The 20,609-nt window shown below is 41.1% G+C and carries 18 protein-coding genes; 6 read left to right on the top strand and 12 right to left on the bottom strand.

Features of this window, described 5'->3' with window-relative positions; genetic code table 11:
* Positions 1 to 27 precede the first annotated feature (27 nt).
* Positions 28 to 588 carry a thioredoxin family protein gene (locus IM797_RS24925; protein ID WP_194129937.1) on the bottom strand — a complete coding sequence of 187 codons (561 nt, stop codon included), beginning with the start codon at positions 586 to 588 and terminating at the stop codon, positions 28 to 30.
* A gap of 209 nt (positions 589 to 797) precedes the next feature.
* On the opposite strand from IM797_RS24925, the gene IM797_RS24920 reads away from it, so the two are divergent.
* Complete coding sequence (locus IM797_RS24920) at positions 798 to 1,652, top strand: HD domain-containing protein (protein ID WP_194129936.1); 855 nt, start codon at positions 798 to 800, stop codon at positions 1,650 to 1,652.
* Between the two features lie 28 nt (positions 1,653 to 1,680).
* Here IM797_RS24920 and IM797_RS24915 read toward each other — a convergent pair whose 3' ends face one another.
* The gene (locus IM797_RS24915; RefSeq protein ID WP_194129935.1) at positions 1,681 to 2,430 is read right to left on the bottom strand and encodes a hypothetical protein; all 750 of its coding nucleotides are present in this window, start codon (positions 2,428 to 2,430) and stop codon (positions 1,681 to 1,683) included.
* A 206-nt stretch (positions 2,431 to 2,636) separates the two neighbouring features.
* On the opposite strand from IM797_RS24915, the gene IM797_RS24910 reads away from it, so the two are divergent.
* Positions 2,637 to 4,820, top strand: a complete 2,184-nt coding sequence (locus IM797_RS24910; RefSeq protein WP_194129934.1) for a bifunctional alpha,alpha-trehalose-phosphate synthase (UDP-forming)/trehalose-phosphatase — start codon at positions 2,637 to 2,639, stop codon at positions 4,818 to 4,820.
* 189 nt (positions 4,821 to 5,009) lie between these two features.
* Here IM797_RS24910 and IM797_RS24905 read toward each other — a convergent pair whose 3' ends face one another.
* Positions 5,010 to 6,794: a glycoside hydrolase family 15 protein gene (locus tag IM797_RS24905; protein WP_194129933.1), complete on the bottom strand. Its 1,785-nt coding sequence runs from the start codon at positions 6,792 to 6,794 to the stop codon at positions 5,010 to 5,012.
* A 133-nt stretch (positions 6,795 to 6,927) separates the two neighbouring features.
* Between IM797_RS24905 and IM797_RS24900 the strand changes: the two genes are divergently transcribed.
* Positions 6,928 to 8,175, top strand: coding sequence for a sodium:proton antiporter (locus IM797_RS24900; RefSeq protein ID WP_194129932.1), 1,248 nt, complete (start codon positions 6,928 to 6,930; stop codon positions 8,173 to 8,175).
* Positions 8,176 to 8,223: 48 nt separating this feature from the next.
* Here IM797_RS24900 and IM797_RS24895 read toward each other — a convergent pair whose 3' ends face one another.
* Entirely contained in the window at positions 8,224 to 8,484 is a 261-nt protein-coding gene (locus IM797_RS24895; RefSeq protein ID WP_194129931.1) for a hypothetical protein, read from the bottom strand.
* Positions 8,485 to 8,669: 185 nt separating this feature from the next.
* On the opposite strand from IM797_RS24895, the gene IM797_RS24890 reads away from it, so the two are divergent.
* The gene (locus IM797_RS24890; protein ID WP_194129930.1) at positions 8,670 to 9,194 is read left to right on the top strand and encodes a GAF domain-containing protein; all 525 of its coding nucleotides are present in this window, start codon (positions 8,670 to 8,672) and stop codon (positions 9,192 to 9,194) included.
* Positions 9,195 to 9,266: 72 nt separating this feature from the next.
* Here the strand turns inward: IM797_RS24890 and IM797_RS24885 are convergent, their stop codons facing one another.
* The gene (locus IM797_RS24885) at positions 9,267 to 10,055 is read right to left on the bottom strand and encodes a DUF6515 family protein (protein WP_228099112.1); all 789 of its coding nucleotides are present in this window, start codon (positions 10,053 to 10,055) and stop codon (positions 9,267 to 9,269) included.
* Between the two features lie 35 nt (positions 10,056 to 10,090).
* On the opposite strand from IM797_RS24885, the gene IM797_RS24880 reads away from it, so the two are divergent.
* A complete protein-coding gene (locus tag IM797_RS24880) occupies positions 10,091 to 10,957 on the top strand; it encodes an SDR family oxidoreductase (protein WP_228099110.1) in 867 nt (288 codons plus the stop codon).
* A 247-nt stretch (positions 10,958 to 11,204) separates the two neighbouring features.
* Positions 11,205 to 12,011, top strand: a complete 807-nt coding sequence (locus tag IM797_RS24875; RefSeq protein WP_194129929.1) for a phytanoyl-CoA dioxygenase family protein — start codon at positions 11,205 to 11,207, stop codon at positions 12,009 to 12,011.
* A 158-nt stretch (positions 12,012 to 12,169) separates the two neighbouring features.
* On the opposite strand, the gene IM797_RS24870 is transcribed toward IM797_RS24875, so the two are convergent.
* From IM797_RS24870 to IM797_RS24840, 7 genes are all read right to left on the bottom strand, one after another.
* On the bottom strand, positions 12,170 to 12,607 hold the full coding sequence (locus IM797_RS24870; protein WP_194129928.1) for a tail fiber domain-containing protein: 438 nt from the start codon (positions 12,605 to 12,607) through the stop codon (positions 12,170 to 12,172).
* Positions 12,608 to 12,686: 79 nt separating this feature from the next.
* Positions 12,687 to 13,004: a hypothetical protein gene (locus IM797_RS24865; RefSeq protein ID WP_194129927.1), complete on the bottom strand. Its 318-nt coding sequence runs from the start codon at positions 13,002 to 13,004 to the stop codon at positions 12,687 to 12,689.
* A 91-nt stretch (positions 13,005 to 13,095) separates the two neighbouring features.
* Positions 13,096 to 13,287: a hypothetical protein gene (locus IM797_RS24860; RefSeq protein ID WP_194129926.1), complete on the bottom strand. Its 192-nt coding sequence runs from the start codon at positions 13,285 to 13,287 to the stop codon at positions 13,096 to 13,098.
* 1 nt (position 13,288) lies between these two features.
* Entirely contained in the window at positions 13,289 to 15,715 is a 2,427-nt protein-coding gene (locus IM797_RS24855; protein ID WP_194129925.1) for a TonB-dependent receptor, read from the bottom strand.
* Entirely contained in the window at positions 15,712 to 16,851 is a 1,140-nt protein-coding gene (locus IM797_RS24850; protein WP_228099108.1) for a PepSY domain-containing protein, read from the bottom strand. The genes IM797_RS24855 and IM797_RS24850 overlap by 4 nt, the downstream gene beginning before the upstream one ends.
* A gap of 58 nt (positions 16,852 to 16,909) precedes the next feature.
* Entirely contained in the window at positions 16,910 to 18,136 is a 1,227-nt protein-coding gene (locus IM797_RS24845) for a DUF4374 domain-containing protein (protein WP_194129924.1), read from the bottom strand.
* A gap of 18 nt (positions 18,137 to 18,154) precedes the next feature.
* Positions 18,155 to 20,545 (bottom strand): TonB-dependent receptor, encoded by a 2,391-nt coding sequence (locus tag IM797_RS24840; protein WP_194129923.1) that lies wholly within the window; start codon positions 20,543 to 20,545, stop codon positions 18,155 to 18,157.
* Positions 20,546 to 20,609: the final 64 nt, after the last annotated feature.

Raw genomic sequence — 20,609 nt, 5'->3', positions numbered from 1 at the left:
GATGCGGCCTGAAATCGACATGATTGATTATCTTTTAATCTCGTTTTTGGCAAAAACAGCGGCAATTTCGTTCAGTTGTTTCTCATTCAATTTCGAGGTCTTTTTTAAACAGGCGATGAAGTATGCCACTTCATCAGGTTTTGCCGGGCAACCTACGTTCTCACCTTTGGTACTCAGCGGAACGCCGGCGGGCCGTACTTGTGAGTCGGCAATCAGGTTTTGTTTGGCGTCAAAAAATAACCAGGTTGGTAAGCCCTGATCGGCATTGTTGTATTTCTTTAGCAATTCTGCTGCACCAGGGTTCTCCAGGTTCTCCTTGCCTTTACTTTCGTAAACAACAAAATCGGCGATTACATAATTTTTATCAAAATAAGGTTTGATAGCCGGGTCATTCAAACTGGCTGTCATTTTATGGCACCAACCACACCAGGAGGCGTGAAACATAGCCAGTACCTGTTTTTTTTCAGTGGCCGCTTTCTGTATTGCTGCATTTAGCACTTCCGAAGCCGGTGCAGGTGCAATTTGAGCGATTGCATTTTGAAAGGTAAATGCACAAAGGAGTACAAATAATAGTTTTTTTATGTTCATTAGTTTATAATTTATTAAAGTTAATGATTTCTTAATTCTCTGTCCAACTGACATAAAATAATTACAATTGAAAAAGGCCGGATATTTTTATTTCTGCTCTATTTCTGCGAGTTAGCATCCTGCTAAAAATAATAGCATAAATAATGTTTATAATTACTAATATTGTTAGTAATTTTGTTGCCGTACATTATACCCCTAAGGCCTAAGACATGATACAGATAAATGACATCCTCTATGGAAATGTAGAACTTCCGGATATTTTTAAAGATTTGCTACAGACAAAAGCATTAAAACGTTTAGCGGGTATCCACCAAAGTGGTGCAATTTTCCTGGTTAATCCAGATCTTAGTCACTCGCGACTGGAGCATGCCATTGGGGTTACTTTACTCATCCGCCTGCTAGGTGGTACTGAATTGGAACAAATTGCCGGTTTGCTGCATGACCTCTCCCACACCGCTTTTTCACATGTCGGCGATTATGTTTTCGAAAATAAGGAGGAAAATTACCATGAACAGGTTTTTGCCGATGTACTCATACATTCAGAAATCCCAGGGATTTTAGCAAAATATGGCTATCATCCGGATCAAATTATTGAAGGAGATTTTGCTATTCTGGAGCAGCCACTTCCCGCTTTATGTGCCGACCGTCTGGATTATACGTTACGTGATGCGGTTCATGCAGGCCTGATCAGCCGACAGGCAGCAAAATCATTTTTACAGTATTTAAATCTGAATGAGGGACATATGGTGGTAACTGATGAGGCACAAAGCCTCTGGATCAATGAGGTATTTAAACAATTGAATCTTGAGGTATTTAACCTGCCTTTGTATGTATATGCCAATCAGCAGATGGCAATTCTGATTCGTGACTTTTTAACATCCGGTTTTTTAAAAAAAGAGGATTTGTTTAAAGACGATACTTTTTTATTGAATAAAATAAGAAGCAATAGCCTGGGCTATGAAGCAGTAAAAGCGATTAAACTACACAAAGGCTACACAGAATTCTTAAAAAAAGGTGCAGCGATACAAATTAAGCCCAGAGAACTTAAAGCCCTGCTCTTGTAAGCAAGGACTTAAGTTTGAAAGACTTATATTACTTTAATTTTCTGCCCCCAATATTCACCACTGCGCCCACAGTAAAAATGGAATTCCCGGCGCTCATGTATTTACGGCTATGCAAGCCAAAGTTACCACTAGAGGTATATTGGAGTTGAACGGCATCGCTTAGGCGCATCCTAGTGAAGAAAATAGGCTCCAGAAAAACGTTGCCTTCTCTAACCTGACCTATAGAATTGCGCATGAAGGTTTTCATATCTACATTGCTGATGCGCAACGCAGTTCCATAGTTTAAAGAAAAATCACGCCCGAATAAACGCAGATTGCTGTTCTTTTTGGAACTATAATTGACTTGTATAAATGACTTACGATAGGTAATTTCTTCCAGATCACTACTGAATAAGACATCATTGTCGTCAAACTCACGGAATGCACGGTTCGTTTTTCCCTTACCCACCCCGGCATAAATCTCAATAATCCTATTGTTGTCGGGTCCAAACGTGTTGAAATAACCACCACCAATTTCAACAAGCTGATGCCTGTAGTCTTTTGCTTCTTTTTCCCGGTTCATGTACGAACCACTAAAAATCACACCAATATGATCTGTAGCTGCGTAAGCACCATTGATACTGGTATTGAACCTTGGAGAGATGTGGACGCCTCCGCTAAACTCACCTTGCTGACTCAGCATCGGTGTATTTGGGACATTGGGCATATAAACAGAAGAGCAGGAACTGATAAAAACAGCAGATAAGACAATAAAAGGCAGCTTGAGTTTCTTGATCATAAAATAGGGTAATACTTGCTTTTTACCTACATTAACGTAGTAATGTTCATTTTTCGTGCAAGGTATTAATTTTTATTGAGCTCCATCTCAGAATTGCTGGCATGAATTCGCACAAACGTTGCTAAGGGTGTTAACGGGCAAGATATTAACTATTAATTTAAAACAATTCAAACAATAAAGCGATAGACCTGTTCTTTTAGTAATATATGATCACAACAAGTAAAACCATCATTATATCCAATCGCTTACCAGTTAAAATCACAGAAGAAAACGGCGAATATAAATTAAGTCCCAGTGAAGGTGGCCTGGCGACAGGCCTGGGGTCCGTTTATAAACAAGGTCACAACATCTGGATTGGCTGGCCAGGAATTGAAGTGCCTGAGGAAAGACAAGCTGAGGTAAGTCAGAAGCTTGCTGAATTCAATTTAATCCCTGTTTTTTTGACTGCTGAGGAAATCAATCTTTATTACGAGGGCTTTTCCAATGAAATCTTGTGGCCGGTATTCCATTATCTGGTTACTTATGCTAAGTTTGAGGAGAGCTACTGGGCTTCTTACCAGGTTGTCAATAAAAAATTCCGCGATGTTGTACTCCAGCATTTGGGTCAGGGCGATACTGTTTGGATACACGATTATCAATTGCTCCTGTTACCTTGTCTCATTCGCGCCGAACAAGCCCAGGTAACCATTGGCTTTTTCCAGCACATCCCTTTTCCATCTTTCGAAATCTTCAGATTGATTCCCTGGCGGGAACAGTTGATTGCGGGGATGCTTGGCGCCGACCTACTCGGCTTTCATACTTTTGACGATGCCCGGCACTTTTTAAGTGCAGCATCCAGATTGTCCTCAAGCAACTTATCTGACAATGTGTTGATTTACAAAAACAGGCAGATCGTTGTAGAGGCATTTCCGATGGGGATTGACTATGCAACTTTCGAAAATCTGACCAGAAATGAAAAGGTAGAAAAATATGTCAACTCCTTTAAAACAAGCTTAAGGGATTTAAAAACCATATTGACTATTGATCGCCTGGATTACAGTAAGGGAATTTTACAGCGTCTGCAGGCCTTTGAACTGCTCCTGGAGCTTCATCCTGAATACATTGGAAAACTGGCGCTGTATATGATCGTTGTGCCTTCGCGGGATACAGTACCTAAATATAAGGAGCTGAAAGATCAGATCGATCAGCTGGTTGGCAATATCAATGCCCGCTTCAGGACCATCAATTGGGTACCGGTACATTATTTTTACCGTTCCTTTTCCATCGAATTTCTGTCTGCCATTTACAGTACTGCAGACATTTGTCTTGTTACGCCGATGCGCGATGGGATGAACCTGGTCAGCAAAGAATATGTAGCCTCCAGGACCAAGGAAGACGGCGTACTCATTTTAAGTGAAATGGCAGGTGCTTCCAAAGAGTTAAATGACGCTATTATTGTCAATCCTAATAACATTGGCGATGTCATGGAAGCGATTATTAAGGCCATCCACATGCCAATTGCAGAACAAAATACCAGGATGAAAAGCATGCGGGCCATGGTCAGCAAATTCAACATCTACCGATGGGTTAAAAATTTTATGGATAAACTATTAGAAGTTAAAACAATGCAGCAATCACTACTCACGAAACATGCCGTAGCTGCTGTACGTGCACAAATTGCAAACGATTATATCATAGCCAGAGAAAGATACATCTTTTTAGATTATGACGGTACTTTAGTTGGATTCGATGCAGATATTGATAAAGCAGCTCCTGATGAAGAACTGTATGCCATTTTAAAACAGCTGACGAAAGATCCGCGAAACCGTGTGATCATCATTAGCGGACGCAGGTATCAGACACTTCAGGATTGGTTCGGACACCTGGAACTTGACATGATTGCGGAACATGGCGCCTGGCAGAAGTACAAAGATACGGAATGGAAGCCATTGCCACTACTGACTGACAAGTGGAAACAGGAGGTTAAAACAGTTCTAGACACCTATACTGACCGTACTCCTGGATCCTTTGTTGAAGAAAAAAGTTATTCACTGGTTTGGCACTACCGTAAAGTTGAAGAAGGACTTGGAGAATTGCGGGCCAATGAGATCATCAACCACCTGCGTGTATTTATTGCCGATAAGGGACTGCAAATGATGCCGGGAAATAAAGTGATCGAGTTCAAAAACATTGAGGTCAATAAAGGCAAAGCGGCGCAAAACTGGCTTTATGAAAACAATCCCGATTTCATACTTGCTTTAGGTGATGACCATACCGATGAAGATATATTTAAGGCTCTATCTCCGGAAGCCTACACCATCAAAGTTGGCAGCAACATTTCGGCAGCACGTTATTACCTGAAAGATTTTCGGGAAGTACGGGAATTATTGAAGGAACTGATCGGTAAATAGCTTAGTGATTATTGATTTTTGAAAATTTAATGAAGTAAACTATTCATGATCAAAAAGAGAAAGCTGAGAAAAGACCCTGGTTCTTTTCTCAGCTTTCTCTTTTTTACTGTAATCTTAGGGCTTTGCCAAGCCGCCGTATCAGTTCTCCTCCATACCAGGTACATCATTTTACAGCTACGCCACTTTCTTTTATAAAAATGCAGGCCTGTCTAGTTTAATTGCGATCCGGTGTGCTGCATTCATTAAGCCGACATGACTGTAAGCCTGAGGAAAATTACCCCACTGACTGCCATCTTTTTCATCAACATCTTCACTGAAAAGCAGTAAGTGATTGGCATATTTAATGATGGATTCGAACTCCCTTACTGCATCATCAATTCTGCCCACACAAGCCAGAGCTTCAATATACCAGAACGCGCAGATTAAGAACGTGGTTTTGGGTTTACCAAAATCATCAGTATGTAGATATCTGTAAAACAATCCTGTATCTGTCTTGAGCTCACTTTCTAATGCAGTTAAATGATCCTTCGCTTTTTGAGAGTTGGGATCAAGATAATTCATTAAAATTAACTGTAAGGTACTGGCATCCAGATGCGGGCTACCTACAGCATGTGTATACACTTTACGTACCGGATCATAACAGTCTTCGATGTGTTTACTGGCTTTATCAATTAAAACCTGTGCACGTTCTTCGTAGACTGTATTGCCGATTGTCTTTGCTATTTTTAGCGCCGCGTTTGCGCCTGCCCATTGGAATAAATTGGTATAACAATGGGTATTTGCAATATTCCTAAACTCCCAGATTCCAGCGTCTTTTTCATCAATGGTACGCTCGATTTTCTGAAGCAAATAATCCAGCCATTTTTCTGAGTCTTTTCGTTCAGAATAAATAAACCGGAAATCCGTATAAAGTGGCAGCATCGAAACCAGAACCTGACCATAAATATCGTTCTGAATGTGTTCATAAGCCTGATTACCTACACGTACCGGCTTATTACCAAGATAGCCATCGATATTGGTCAAAATACGTTCTGTAAGCACTTTCTCTCCGGCAATACCAAATAAAGGCTGGTAGCGCTCGTCATCCCTGAATGAAATGTCCGTGACATATCCAAAGTACTTCTCCATTTCTTCGAAATGTCCAATGTGGTTTAAGGCGGTAATGACGTAATACGTATCCCGCATCCAACAATAGCGATAATCCCAATTGCGGGTACTTCCAGGCGATTCAGGCAAACTCGTTGTGCTTGCTGCGATGATGGCGCCGGTATCTTCATACTGATGTATTTTAAGTGTTAGCGCAGAGCGGATGACCAGCGACTGGTAAAAACCAGCAATCGTACTATGTTTGATCCAGGTGCGCCAGTACCGGATGGTTTCAGTTAAAAAACGTTCCGCGGTACTTTCAATTGGCGCCCCCAACTCATGTCCGTAAGTCAAGATTAAATACTTAGGCTCATTTAAAGCAAAATACTTCTCATCTTCAATATAGCTTAAAGAAATATTGGTACTCAATTGCATGTCTTCATCTGCACCATCAAATTCTATGTGATTACTTCCGCGATGCCCTTTCTGTTCTATCTTGCCATAATCATAAACTGGCTTACAAATTACCCTTACCCTGGGTTCGCCTTCCAGTGGTTCGATTTTGCGGATCAGCATCAGGGGTTTAAAATACCGTTCATGCTGGCGAAATCGCGGTGCATAATCGATTACGCGATATTTGCCTTCATCATTACAAATCTCCGTACAGAGTATATTGGTATTCTCCAGATAATATTGACGGGATACATACTCACCATGTGGCAGGATCGAAAATTCTCCCCCTTGCTGTTTGTCCAACAAACCACCAAAAACAAAGCTGCTGTCAAATCTTGGCCAGCAAAGCCAATCAATATTCGTGTTTTTGTTCACATGGGCGAGAAATGCGCAATTGCCAATAATTCCGGTTTGATAGCTGTGTCTTTCTGTCATTTTAAATCAATTGTTGTATAAATTACAACAGGAAAGCAGGCTTTTTGTTCATTTTTTCATGTCATTTTTAGTATTTTAGGAGCATACCTTATTTATAAATACTTATTTCACATTTAATTTAGCCGTTGCTTATATGGAATTGTACTACTCCTTTTCAGTCTTAATTGTACTCGCTTCTTTCTTTTCGTATCTCAATCTTCGCTACCTCAAATTGCCCTCTACCATTGGGATTATGATCATTGCTATGATCACATCCATTCTGTTGGTTATTACCGGCAGTCTTTTTCCGAAAACATTTACACACTTCTCGACCCTACTCCAGGATGTTGATTTTACCGAGGTACTTATGGGTGCCATGCTTAACTTTTTACTATTTGCAGGAGCCATCCACATCAATTTGAAGGACCTGAGGGAACAACGCGGACCAGTGATCATTTTCTCAACTGTCAGCGTGGTGATATCCACTTTTGCTGTCGGATTTATGTTATTCTATATCGCGCCTTTACTTGGCTTAGATATTCCATTCATCTTCTGCCTCCTGTTTGGTGCTTTGATTTCGCCAACAGATCCCATTGCCGTAATGGGGGTATTGAAAGAAGCAAAGGTTAAAAAGTCGCTGGAGACAAAAGTGGCTGGTGAATCTCTTTTTAATGATGGTGTAGCCGTCGTGGTTTTTGCTGTTATCCTGCAATTGACAGAAGGTAGCAACATCGACATTTCTTTTACCACCATCTCCTGGCTATTGATTAAAGAAGCACTCGGCGGATTCCTGCTCGGAACACTGCTTGGAATTGGGGCATCCAATGCCATCCGCAAAATAGATGACTATAAAGTATCGGTACTGATCACACTTTCTGTAGTGATGGGCGGTTACCTGATTGCGCATGCCATGCACATATCCGGGCCATTAACCATGGTTGCCGCGGGTATTGTGATCGGGAATTACGGTAAGATGACAGCCATGTCAGAAACCACAAAAGATTACCTGAACAAGTTTTGGGAACTGATTGATGAAATTCTAAACGCCATTCTATTCCTGTTTATCGGATTTGAACTACTGATCATTAAAAACGTCACCTTTTACTGGCAAATTGGTATGGTTAGCATTCTAATTGTTCTATTCGCCAGGTTCATTTCCATTTACATTCCCGTACTCGTTATTCCTTTCAAAAACAAATTTAGCAACGGAACCATTAAAGTTCTGGTTTGGGGCGGCTTACGGGGCGGCGTTTCCATTGCCCTGGTATTATCGATGAACGAAGGTCCATACAAAGCAACCTTGGTAGCCATCACTTATTTCGTAGTGGTGTTCTCCATCATTGTCCAGGGCTTAACGGTTGGCAAAGTAGCCACCAGAGTCCTGTCTAAAGAAGAGGTATAATCCAGCAGGAGCGGAATAGATAGTCTGTTCCGCTCCTGCTGAATTGCATTATTCTTCCAGATAAATTTCATGCACCAGAAATTTCACTTTCTTTTGCTCCTCCAATAGCTCTGTTACATCTTCAGAATCGATGTTGTAAATGGTTTCACCAGAATCCGGTATTTCAGAATTTGGTACCAGTTCAAAAAACTGTACCGGAAGATCCGTTTCCAGTTGTACCAGTTTCACGTAATTCACACCGTTCGCTTTCCAGTCAGCTAAAATCTGCGCATTAAATTTTACATAAGGATTTCTGTTCTCATCTTCCATGCCCTAAAACTAAACTATTTCCTGCAAAGAAAACCACCAGCACATCATGTTTTACAACAAAATTGACGTATCTGATTCACAATCAACTGCCAGCGCAAATACTTTTAGCTAACAATTGATAAAAAGCTTAAAAGCAACACGTATATTTGCGTAACAAATTGGCGCTCTGTAAGTCTAAAATTGCAATGGTGGATAATACATTCGGAATAAATATTATTCCAGAAAATGATGAACAGCGTGTTGAAGCGCTTAGAAATTATAATATAATTGATGGCATTTCAGACACGGCCTTTGAGCCTGTCGTTAATCTCGCCTCCCAGATATTTGATGTACCTATTGCTATTATGTCACTAGTAGATGCAGAAAACGTATATGCCAAGGCTGGCATAGGGATGGCTGATACAAGAAATGCACCAAGAGGCACCAGTTTATGTTCCATAACGGTTCTTGAAGAAGGCATCACAGTTTTCGAAAATACAGAAATAGAACCTTGTTTGCTGGTCAATCCATGGGTAGCTGGCGAATTTGGACTCAGATTTTATGCTGGCGCACCATTGACTACACCACAGGGCCTTAGAATTGGTACCATTTGTTTACTGGATAAAAAATCAAGGTCATTTTCAGAGAAAGATAAATCTATGCTGCAACGCCTTGCGACAATCGTCATGAACCTGATTGAATTGGGTTGCGTAAAAATGGTACTTGTTTAAAGATGAGCCCAGAATCACAAAAGCCTGCAGTATGGATTAAACCAATACAGCAGGCTTTCTTATTTTTCCAGATTAATTTCCTAATCCAATGACCTTATAGCTGACCTTGTCATTAGTGATAACTTTTTCGTAATACACCCCGTCTTCGGAAACGTAATACTGCTCTCCCTTAATAAATACTTCACGATATCCATCAGGCAACTGATCTACCACATCGCCAACCTGCGGACCGACATTGTTATCTGTCGCATTGTTATCCGTATTCAGGACCCCGTCTTTTCCGGCAACCACATAAACGGTCTTACCATTGGCATCCTGAACCGAGTTGTAATAAACCCCTTTATACTCGTAAAAAGTCTGCCCATTGATCACCACTTCTTTTGCGTCCGAAGGAATACTTGGCACCTGTGCACCAACCGGTGGTACCACTACCTTATAGCTGTTGTCGTATTGTCTGTAAAACAGACCGCCAGAATAGTAAAACTGATCAGGTCCGAAATAAAATGGATAATAGCCATACGGCAACACATTGATGCTTAAACCCAGATAAGGTCTGTAAAAGTTATAATATCCGTAATACGGTCTATGGTAAGGCCTGTAGCCAGGACGATAATAACCAAAGCCCGGGCGTCCAATTACCGGTGGACGTCCGATATGGCCATGAGCAGGGCCTGAAGGTCTGGAAGGAGGTCTCATGCTCGGTCTGGAAGGTCCGTGACCACCACCACCCATTGATGGCCTGCCGCCCCCACCCCCATGACCTCTTGAAGGCCGTTGAGCCAGGGCCTCGTTTACCGAAAACAGACTCATGAGTACCATACATCCGGCAACTATAGACAATTTGAAATTTAAAGTTTTCATAATGTATTCCAATTTTAAAGTAAGACGGCAGATTGATGAAAAAGATTATTCTGTTTTTCAAAATGGCTCAAAGCTTACAAATTGATGATAATTTATTGTTAATTTACAAAAAAAACAGTTTACACATGGAGCAGTATGCTTTAATCACCGGAGCAAGTAAAGGTATCGGTAAATCAATGGCCATTCAGCTGGCAAAGTCAGGATACCAGCTTTTGTTGATTGCCCGCTCTGAAGCCGAACTCCAGTTGCTTTCCACCCAGCTTAAAACAGATTTTAAAATCAAAGTGGGTATCCTTGCGATTGATCTGTCCATAGCCGATTCAAGCAAGACTGTAGCGGACTGGTGTAAACAGGAGACCAGCCAGCTTTCTATATTGATCAATAATGCGGGTTTTGGCTTGTGGGGAGACTTTGAAAACCTGGAGCTACAGGAACAAATGAACATGCTGCGGTTAAATATTGACACAGTGCTTAGTCTGACACACCACCTTATACCGCTCTTAAAAACTCAAAAGCAAAGTTTTATCCTGAACATTGCCAGTACAGCTGCTTATCAGGCCGTACCCACCCTGGCGCTATACGCTGCAAGCAAAGCCTTTATACTCTCCTACAGCAGAGCCTTACGATATGAATTGAAAAACACCAGCATATCTGTCAGCTGCAGCTGCCCCGGGCCTACGAACACCGGCTTTGCCAGTCGCGCCGGACTCGATGTATTGGCCGATCTGGCGGAAAAGTTTAACATGTCGCCGGATCAGGTTGCCAAATTCAGTCTCCATGGGATGTTCCACAAAAAAGCTGAAATTATTCCGGGTTTCTTAAATAAGTTATCTGCCGTTGGTGTATGGATGCTACCTAAAGCTTTAATTGAATGCATCACAGCCGGTTTATACAAACGTTAAAAATTTATTTTAAAATATTCTTGTATTTCAAATATTTTCCTACTTTTGTAAAGTCTAGTAATTAAGTAGACTTTATTTAAATGAACATACACAACCATATCATATGCACATTCCCGATGCGCATGCCCCTGAACCAGGGGGCCGGTTGTTGCTGTTGTTGTTAATCACCATTTTTTCTGATTCTTCAATAATACCTGTTGCGTTACCTGCACAGGGGGTTTTTCTTCACAACTTTAATTTCATTACAATGAACTACGAATACACTAAATTCGACCTGGGTCGTACCATTACTGCCGAACAACAAGAATTTTTCAACGCCAATGGATTTATTCATTTTAAAAACTTTATTAAACCAGAAACAGTTAAAGATGTCATTGAAGCATCTTTAACTGTTCAGCAAGAGTGGTTAAAAAACAAAACCATCAAGGTGAACGGGGTTCCGGTGAAATACGGAAAAGACCTGGATGGCAGCGATATTGTACAACGTTTTGCTTTCATCAATCAACACCACCCGGTATTTTCCGAGCTTAGTCAGGACCCGCGATTGAACATTTTGTTAAATCTGATCGGGCCTCACGCGCGATTGGGAACGGAAGAGAAAGACGGCATGGTGCTCAACCATTATGTAAACGGGGCACAGAGCAAATTCACGCAAATGGGCTGGCATACCGATGGCCTGAGAGATATATTTCATGGTCAGCGGTTAAACCCAATGCTTAATGTTGGAATTCATTTAAGCAGCTTAAAACCTGAAAATGGTGGGTTAAGGCTCCTTGCGGGTACACATAAACAAAGCCTGTATCAAATGTTGTTCAGAAAAAAGTACTTTTTAGATAACAAAGCAGACCACAAAGAAATAGCCATTATACCTGAAGCCGGAGATTTAACCATTCACGATGGCCGCTTATGGCACCGGGTGGCACAATCATCTGTAATTGGGGAAACAAGTCGCAGAAGGGTGATTTATTTGCCGATTATTGCCGGCAAATACGAGCCTAAACATGAGCATAGCCCAACTGCTTTCTATCAACGTTTTGCTGAACTTGTCAAGTAAACTGGCTAGATGTTGATTGCCTTGCTCATCACTTATCTGGCCAGGTCGGGTAAGCTGGAACCTTTGCAAAAACGGTTGGACAAATACAGCTTTTATCAAACGATAAAAAGCCATCCGAAGATGGCCTTTCTTTCAAAACACTAAAACTAAAAAAACTATTATTTTGAACGCTCTTTTAAGAGCATCAATTCTTTTTTGAGACTTTCTATTTCTGCCTGTTGCTCTTTTACAGCAGCAACAAGTACAGGAATTAAGTCCTGTGATCTTACTTCGTCGTACTTGGCTACCCTGGAATTGTTTTTTCCGGCGTTATAGATTTTAGAAGCCTCGTAAACCATACCAGGATATTGCGACTGCAAATTACTCGCTAAAAAGCCATATTGGTTGCCATCAGGCAACTTTAAAGCTTTGTATTGATCCTGATTGTAACTAAAAGTAACTGGATCTAAATGTTGTAACTGTTGCAGTGGATTAGAAATCTTACTGACGTTTAATTTGAGTTTTTGCTCATCAATTTTCTGAGCATTAACGCTTAATGATGCACAAGCCAATATAATGGCAGGCACAGCAGCTTTGAATATCAAAGTGTATTCCATAACATTAAAATATATAATTGAACAAAGAGCCTGAAAGGCTAATGATTTACGCTGATGAAATCAGGCGTATACAAGAGGTTTATCCTACTAATGCGATACAGTCGGGAGGCGGATTAACCGACGAAATATAAATGGGCATCAACTGAAGCGCCGCGTCGTGATTGATTCTTTTGGCACTTTCAAAAGGAAGCAGCTCAAATGCATAATTTGGAAGAAAGTCATCATCGTGAAATTCAATGCACTTGCCGGACTTGTCACCTGCAGGCTTTTCTTCAGATTCCTGATCTGAAGTAAAATAACTTAGCGCATGTTTATCCTGATCAGTAATACATAACGAAGTACCTTTCACCAGCAAAAAAGCCATCAGGATAAAGATACTTGTTATTTTTCTACACATAGGATATTCGCTTCGTTTAACTCAATGTTTGCAAATATAGTAGATTCAGACTTTTTTTGGTCTGTCTAATCACATTTTTTTACAAATGCTGTCAACGCAACAAACCAAATAGGGCTTTCTTTTCCTCACCAACCTGCTTATCCAGGATGCCACAGCTATAAAACCTGTTCAGAATGAGCTGCACACTGGAGATGCTAATCTTTATATCCTGATTTCTCAATTTCACCCATAAGTCATCGATACTGATAAATGCGTATTCTTTATATAAATAATCATCACTCATATTACTTCAGCCTACCTTTTAAATCTTCGCTTCCGGTACTTCTTGTTTTTACCGCATTGGCATCGCCACCAAACCGGTAGCTGAAACTCAGGAGGATGGAACGACTATCTGGTCTGTACAGGTTACGGGTAACCATGCCACCGTAATTTGCATAGTGCTTGTATTGTTTACTTTTAAAGATATCGTTTACCAAGACACTCACATTGGCTCTGCCTTCCATCAATTCTTTTTGGACACCGGTCGAGATTACGTAATAGGCTTTGGTTTTAAACACTCCTGACCGTTCGTTTGATTTGTACAATCCGTTCAATTCCCCTTTCCAGCCTTTACCCATTTTAAAGGTATGCTGACTGTCAAATGTCAGTGTTGCCCCTTTGAAATGGCGCTTTACACCTTGTTCTTCAACTGCGAAATCATTGTTAAATAAATTTAAAAACTGTGTGCTGCTCCACCAGTTATTGTAATTGACCTTACCGGTCAGACTCATTCCGTAATTGTTGAATGTTGCCAGGTTTTCGGCGCGTTCTACACTTAAGTTTCCATCAGGAGACACGCCAACAACATTACTGATTACATCGCTGGTCCGGTTAAAGCTAAATGTCAGGTGATATTTAGACAGGTAGCTATAGCCCAATTCAAAAGCGTTGACCAATGCAGGTTGCAAATAAGGATTACCCTCCGAATAACTAAAAGGATCGTCATATATCCTAAAAGGATTTAAGTCCCAATATCCGGGCCTTTCAATACGCCTGCTATATCCCAATTGCATCTTGTGTTCTTCGTTGAGTTCCTGCCCCAGGAACAGGCTCGGAAACAACTTGGTATAATTGCGGCTCACCAAGGAATCTGTCGTTACCTGATGTCCTTCGGTATGCGTATATTCTACTCTTAATCCGGCTTGTACACTAAACTTACCAAAGTTCCTCTTTAGGTTAAGGTAGCCAGCCTGTATCTGTTCTTTATAGATAAAATGATTCCTGGCTTCCTGATCCGAAACAAAGACTTCATTCTGCAAAGTATCATATTTCAGGTTATTTTCCGTTCTCACATAACTTCCTTTCCATCCGGCTTCTAACTTTCCGAGTTTGCCTAATGGGAGCGTATAGTCCAATTTACCTACATAAATGTCGTTATTGGAGGGCAAGTCTCCCCTTCTCGAAGTGTTTGCCCTGCTTGTCAAACCAGGTTCAGCAATATAACGTGTATCCAGATGCTGATCCATTTTGGAAAAGTGGCTGACATAATCGAGGTCAAAATTAAGTTCATGCCCCTGATCATTGAAGCGGTGCTGATAATTCAGGTTATACAACATGTCTTCCCAGCGTTCCTTACCTGTATTTACAGTTCTCGCATCCCAAATGGGGTTGTGTTGAGCATCTGATCGTAAATTCTGTGTATGTTGTACGGAGGGGTATTTACCAATACCCCCGTTAATCAAAAAGCCAAGCGTATTCTTTTCATCGAGGAACCAATCTATACCCGCTCTGAAATTTTGGGAGCGCAATTTTGCAGTCTCCCTACTTTGCTGAACACTTTGATAAGCGAGTTCACCTTGTGTTGTGAAAAACTGACGATCGGCAGCATTGGTATATTTCAAATCCTGGTAAAAGTAATTGTAGCTTCCAAAAATATTGAACTGCTCATTTTTATAATTTAAAGAGCCACCACCGCCTAACCGGGCTGCCCGTCCGACACCACCATTACCTGTTAAGGTGCCGTTTAAACCCGTTTTAAGACTTTTCTTCATCACCATATTGATGATCCCACCTTTTCCGGCAGCATCATATCTGGATGATGGATTGGCCATAATCTCAATTTTAGAGATGTCATTTGAAGTCGTGCTTTTCAGTAAATTAGACAATTGGTTTTCGGACAAATAAGTCAGCTTTCCATTGATCATGATGGTAGTTCCGGACCTGCCTTTTAGACTAATGGCCCCACTTTCATTAACCGATACTCCAGGTGCTTTTGCTAAAAGTTCCAAGGCATTACTTCCCTGACTGAGCACGCTGTTTTCAACGTTGATGACCATTTTATCTAGCCCCTGAACAATCAGCGGTTTATTACCCGCAATTTCTACGGTATTTAAAGCACGGCTATCTTCTTTCAATTGAATATTGCCAATAGAAAAGATTGAACCTGCGTCATTCAATTCAAAAAAACTGCTCTTGTAACTCTGATAGCCGATATAGCGTACCTGGATGTGGTATTTTCCTTTTTGCGTTGCAGCCAAATGGAAATAACCCAGGCTATCGCTTTGCACTGCTTTTTTATGAACAGAATCGGTTTCAAAAAAAAGATAGATAGCGGCATAGCTTACCGGTTGATTTTGAACATCAACCAACCGACCGGTTACACGATGTGTGTTTTGCCCATGTACCTGCAGGCAAAAGGCTAAAAAACTCAGGACTATGATATTGAACTTCATATTACAGCTTGTATGCTTGGATTATTTTTCTTCTTCGTTTTCTTTTTCTTACCCCACCAGATATAAAACCCGGTAATTGGTAAACTGGCACAAACCAGACTGCATATAAAATAAATGATTTTGCTGGTCAGGCCTAAACTCGCCCCCACATGCAGGGAATAATTCAGTTTGCGTACCTGATCCGGAAAGGACAGATCTTCCAGACTTTTACCGCTTCTTGCCGAGAGCTCCAGTGTAGCTGGCTCAAAATAGAGATCGCGCCAAAAACCAGAGAACATATCTGTACAAGCATAAATAAGTTCGTCAGGTGCTTCAGGGATACTGACAATCACATCGTTTTTATTGTGTTTTGCAATTTCATTGCGCACCTTGTACCAGATATTATCGGCAATGACCAGGGCCGGATCAGTGGATGGAGCAACTACCATTTTAGGCTGTCTCCCCCTGCCGCCTTCTTTATATTCCCCACCAGTTGCCCAATATACTGTTCTGGAAAACCAGGAGAAGCTCATGACCAATCCAGTGATGGCCATCAATAAAGCAATAAGCAAAGTATAAAAGCCCAATACATTGTGCAAATCGTAATTGACCCGTTTAAACTTTGCCTTCCATTTGATCTTGAAACTCTTATGGCGGTTGCTTTTGTTCCAGCGTTTTGGCCACCACAAAATCAGCCCACTGATGAGCAGGAAGAAAAATATAAAGGTAGACCAGCCCACAATGGGCTTACCTATTTTTCTTCCCAGCATCAGGTTTCTATGCAGCTCATCTACTTCGTGGAAGAAATCTTCATGATCCTTAAAAGCAACAATTTCAGCAGTATATGGATTGACAAATACAGTAGAATCCGAATTCATGCTTACAGCAATGGTCTTTTCCAGCCCGTGATACCACATAGAATGGATCTCCTTACCCGGAATAGCCTTGGTTACTGCCTGGTGGATTACCGACGGCGGAAGCAGTTTATCTTCATGCTGCGCCACCACATTCAGATTGGCATTCATCAGGTCTTTAACTTCATGCTCAAAGACTAAAATGCAGCCTGTAATGCTGATGATAAAGACAATGATACCGGAACCTATTCCCAGCCATAAGTGCAGCCAGGCATTTATTTTGGATAATTTGGATTTCATCATTTAGAATAAGCTAAAGAGGCAGCACGACGGCTGCCCTTTAGTGATTATTGAGCCATTGTTAGTTTAATTTATAAAGAATTGGTGTATTGTCACTTCCGCCTTCGATTTTCAGGCCCTTTTTGAGCGTATCTGCAATCGGATCATATTCCCACACATAAATTGCGTCAGCGGTAGCGTCATTTACAGCGATGTAAGCCTTTCCATCATGCACAACTGCTGAGCGCGAGTTTAATAAAGGAGGGAAATTAAGTTTTCTAACCACTTGTTGCGTATTGATATCCACAATCAGGTATTCCCACATCGAAGCATACCACCAGTCATCTTTCGTTTTCACTTTGTTTGCAGCGTCATGAGCATTGATCATCAATACTTTTCCGTTGCCCAGATAACACACACCCAATTGGTTGTCCTTATCTTGTTTTGCAGATACGTTGAAGAAATAATTCTGATCCAGTTGCTCACTGTCATCTTTTACCCTGAAAAACCCTGTAGGCATATTCGGTTTACCACCACCCAGCATTGGCATAGGATTGGTCAACAGGTAAGTATATCCACCTTCGGTGAACTGGCTGAAATAGCCATTTCTAAGTGTACCCAGTGGTGCCGAGCGCTCATCTTCACTGGTCACCTTAAAATTGGTCAGACTTGGATAATCCAATGTAGCCAGGTAAGATCTGTCATAGTGTACCAGCGTCTTATCGTTGTACAAACCATATCCGATTAACAATTTACCGTTTCTTGGTGTTACCGAAAATACCCTTCTGGAATGATCTGCAGGAATAGATGTTTTATCAAATTCGCCGGATTTCACTAGCGTCATCGTAGCGGTGTTTACTATGGCATACAAATTACTGCTCCTTGGGCCAAACATGAGCTGATTTTCATCCAGCCATACATGCCATCCTAAATACGGACTTGGAAAAGAAGAAAAAGGAAATTCTTTTACTGTGGTTAATTTTTCATTTTCAAACAGATATTTACCGAATTTACCTTCATTCGGATCCAGGTGATAGAAATTACGACCTTTCTGGATCACGTTCTCACCCCAGGTAAAGATATTGGATACATTTACACCCTTCCCTACAATACCAATGGTACCAGAAGTCAGATCGCTGATGTTCAGCAGGTAATTGCTTTGTCCTACGGTGTAAATAACTGCATACTCACCGTTTGGAGTTTGTTTGTTATCAGAAGGTTCGCTGTTTTTTTTGCATGCGCTGAAGCTGAAAGTCAACGCAATAACAGTTGTTAAGACTAATAGTCTTCTTTGTAATTGATTAAACATATGATTTGTATTGATGAATTAATTTTGTTGAATGGCGTAACGTAATTTAATGAAGAACGACCTGCCCGGTTTTTGCAATTTAAACTGATCATATGCAATCCTATTGGTCAGGTTTCTGCTTTCCAGCGAGACATTGTATTTTCCGGATTCCATGGAGTAAGTAAGGGTTGCATTCTGGATCCACTGACGTGGGATGTAAGTATTGCTTTCCGGACTGCCCAGTTTGGACCAGTCGGTCGAATAATCATTCACAAATTGTGTGTACCAGTTGAACTGTAGTCTGGTATTCTTCCCAATCATATTGTCCTTGCCAATGTTGAAATCAAAGTTTCCGTAAAGCCATGGCTGATTGGGGATACGGCTTAAGTAGCGGCTATCTTCCCTTGTGGTACCCCTTGCATATTTTTGTCTGTTTACTGCATTTTGATAAGTCATGTTGACGATGACAGAGAAAAGCCTGTCATACTCATAGCGCAGTTCCGCATCAAGACCATTTACAATGATACCATCTGCATTAAACGATTGGGAGTAACTGCCATCACTACCGGCAGAAGATGGTGTAGAGGTAATAAAATCATTGGCATCGCGGTAATAAGTAGAAGCTTCAGCCCAGAATCTGCCTTTACCTATCGTTTTATTGAAAAAAAGTCCCAGATTATAATTGTCACTGCTTTCGGGCTTGAGGTTGGGATTGCCGAGAATTTCTACCCGGTTTCCGTAAAGCTCTATCAGTGAGGGTAAACGATAGGCATGTTCAAATGACGCTTTAACGCCGATGTTCTCGGTTAGCTTATAGCTGGAAGCAATTCCATATCCGTAATATTGTTTATTCTGTTTTGAAGGAACGTCGTTTTCATCGTAAACCTCTCCGCTCAGATGATAGGACTTGCCAAAAATATTGTTACTTAATCTGCCACTCCATAATGATTGTTGATAGCTCAGACCTGTAATGTTTTTATTCAGTGCATTTGACCGGTCGAAAGTCTGGTCATAAGGATCAATCTCATTATAACTTTCTCTATATGCCCTGTTGTAATTATGGTTTAAACTAAAAGTATGGTTCTCATTGATGGCATAGCCCAAATTCAGTTGTGCCAGTGCATTGTGGCCCGTTAGATGACTGATCGATTTCTTTTCGCCAGACAATTCACTGCCCATATTTACGTTGAGACCTGTTCTCGGAATTGCCCTACCGTCCCAGGCATACATGGCACCTGCGGTATCGGTCACAATGTTTTTATTCGCTGAAAAATTAGCAAATACACTAGCGGATAAGCCTTTGATGAATAAATTTTCTTTACGGTAACGAATGGAAGGGATCAGGTTATTCCCTTTTTCTGTTATTTTACCAATGACGCGTTCCTGATTTGCACCGGTCTGCCGCTCTTTAAAATTATTGGTGTAGGTCAGGCCAACAACCAAAACATCGGCCCATTTTTTCCCGTTTACACCGGATTCGATCTGTCCCATGTAGGCTTCGTATCCATCGTGAAAACGACGTATTTTGTCCAGGTTAATGTAGTCTTTCAGGTCTTCGGTAGGTACACGCAACTTCACATTCGCTTCCGGATTGTTATACATGTAGTAGTTGTTGTCGGAAAAGTTATAGTAGGAATTGACATTTGTAGTAATTCCTGTCTTTTTATCTGTGAAACTTCCTGTCAGCGCAGCTCTGTGGGTGTTGAATGAACCCAGGCTATAGCTTACATCCAATGATTTTCCTTTGTTCTTTTTCGTGACAATATTCACCGCACCGCCCAGGGCATCAGCGCCCAGAAAAGCAGGAACAACGCCCTTATATACATCCACGCGCTCTGCCAGGTTTACAGGGATATTGTTCAGTGTCATCCCACTTCCGTAGGATTCGAGTGGGATTCCATCGATAAAAAATTTGATGTGTCCACCAGATAAACCGTTGATCATAAACTGGAAATCAGAGCCTAGCCCTCCCTGTTCACGGACTTTAATGCCCGAAGACCTGTTTAAAATCTGGTTGAGGTCATTGGTAGTATTTGCATAATGTTTAAGCTCAATAGAATTTACGGCAAAGCCGGATTCTTTAATCTTAGCCACTTTTGTTTTGCCATTGATGGCTACATTTTTCAGTTCGTTCTGTGAATCTTTCAAGGAGAAATTCAGTGAAAGCGCTTCTGATTCTTTAAGGACGATTTTCTGTTCAGTTTTTCTAAAGCCTACTGCGCTGATTTGAATGATATAGCTTCCGGCCGACAAGCCGGTAAAATGATAATTGCCCTGCTGATCTGTAGCCACCGTTTTGTTCCCGGCAACCAGTTTCACCGTAGCGTATGGGATGGCTTTTTTTTGATCATCAGACACCTGTCCTTTGATGCTGCTTTTGTTTAGTTTCTGTCCTTGCGCACAAAATATACAGGCACATAGTATGCCCATTAGCAAGATTTTCTTAATTTGCATTGCTTTTAGATGATATACGATTTAGAAGTAAACCCTTTTT

Source organism: Pedobacter sp. MC2016-24, assembly GCF_015223055.1.
Classification (GTDB): Bacteria; Bacteroidota; Bacteroidia; order Sphingobacteriales; family Sphingobacteriaceae; genus Pedobacter.
This window is presented reverse-complemented; position numbering and strand designations above follow the sequence as displayed.